At 69.5% G+C, this 1,077-nt stretch carries 1 protein-coding gene; it reads left to right on the top strand.

Annotated features, from left to right (window positions below; genetic code table 11):
- Positions 1 to 1,077: acyltransferase domain-containing protein (locus AB0C46_RS40715; RefSeq protein ID WP_362834180.1), on the top strand; the 1,077-nt coding region annotated here is incomplete at both ends.

Here is a 1,077-nt window from a genome sequence, read left to right as displayed (position 1 = left end):
GGCGGCGGATGTGGATGTGGTGGAGGCCCATGGCACCGGTACCACGCTGGGTGACCCGATCGAGGCGCAGGCGCTGCTGGCGACGTACGGGCAGGAGCGGTTCGAGGACCGGCCGTTGTGGTTGGGCTCGGTGAAGTCGAATATCGGACACTCGCAGTGTGCTGCCGGCGTGGCGGGTGTGATCAAGATGGTGATGGCGTTGCGGCATGGTGTGCTGCCGAAGACGCTGTTCGCCGAGGAGCCGTCCTCGCATGTGGACTGGGCGTCGGGGAACGTGCGGCTGCTCCAGGAGGCGGTGGAGTGGCCGGCGGGTGAGCGGCCGCGTCGGGCGGGTGTGTCGGCGTTCGGGGTGAGCGGTACCAACGTCCACCTCATTGTCGAAGAAGCGCCGGCGGCGGCTGCCGAGGTCGAGCAGTCGGCGGACGAGCCGGTTCCGCGGGTCCTCGGGACCGCGCCTTCGGTGTGGACGGTGTCGGGTCAGAGTGCGGTGGCGCTTGCCGGTCAGGCGGGCCGACTGCGCGAATTCGTGCTGGCGCGAACGGAGTTGCCGGTGGGTGATGTGGCGTGGTCGCTGGCGACGACGCGTGCGGCGCTGGAGCACCGGGCCGTCATGCTCGGTGCGGACCGGGGTGAGCTGGCGGCGGGCCTTGCAGCGGTCGCTACGGCGCAGCTGGCGCCTGGTGTGCTGACTGGTTCGGTGGCTCCTGGTGGTGTGGGGCGGACGGTGTTCGTCTTCCCGGGTCAGGGGAGTCAGTGGGTCGGGATGGGGTGTGAGCTGGCGGAGGTTTCGCCGGTGTTCGCGGCCAGGTTGGCGGAGTGTGCGGCGGCTCTTGCTCCTTTCGTGGAGTGGGAGTTGGGCGATGTGTTGGCTGGTCGTCATGGTTTTGAGGCTGCGGGTGTGGTGCAGCCGGCGTTGTGGGCGGTGATGGTGTCGCTGGCCGCGGTGTGGCAGGCGGCGGGTGTGGTGCCTGATGCGGTGGTCGGTCACTCGCAGGGTGAGATCGCCGCGGCTGCCGTGGCCGGGATTCTTTCGCTGGAGGACGCGGCGAAGGTGGTGGCTCTGCGGAGCAAGACTCT

This window comes from Streptomyces sp. NPDC048637 (assembly GCF_040650675.1).
In the GTDB taxonomy this organism is placed as follows: Bacteria; Actinomycetota; Actinomycetes; order Streptomycetales; family Streptomycetaceae; genus Streptomyces.
Note: the sequence above shows the minus strand (reverse complement) of the source record. Positions and strands in the feature narration are given on the sequence as shown.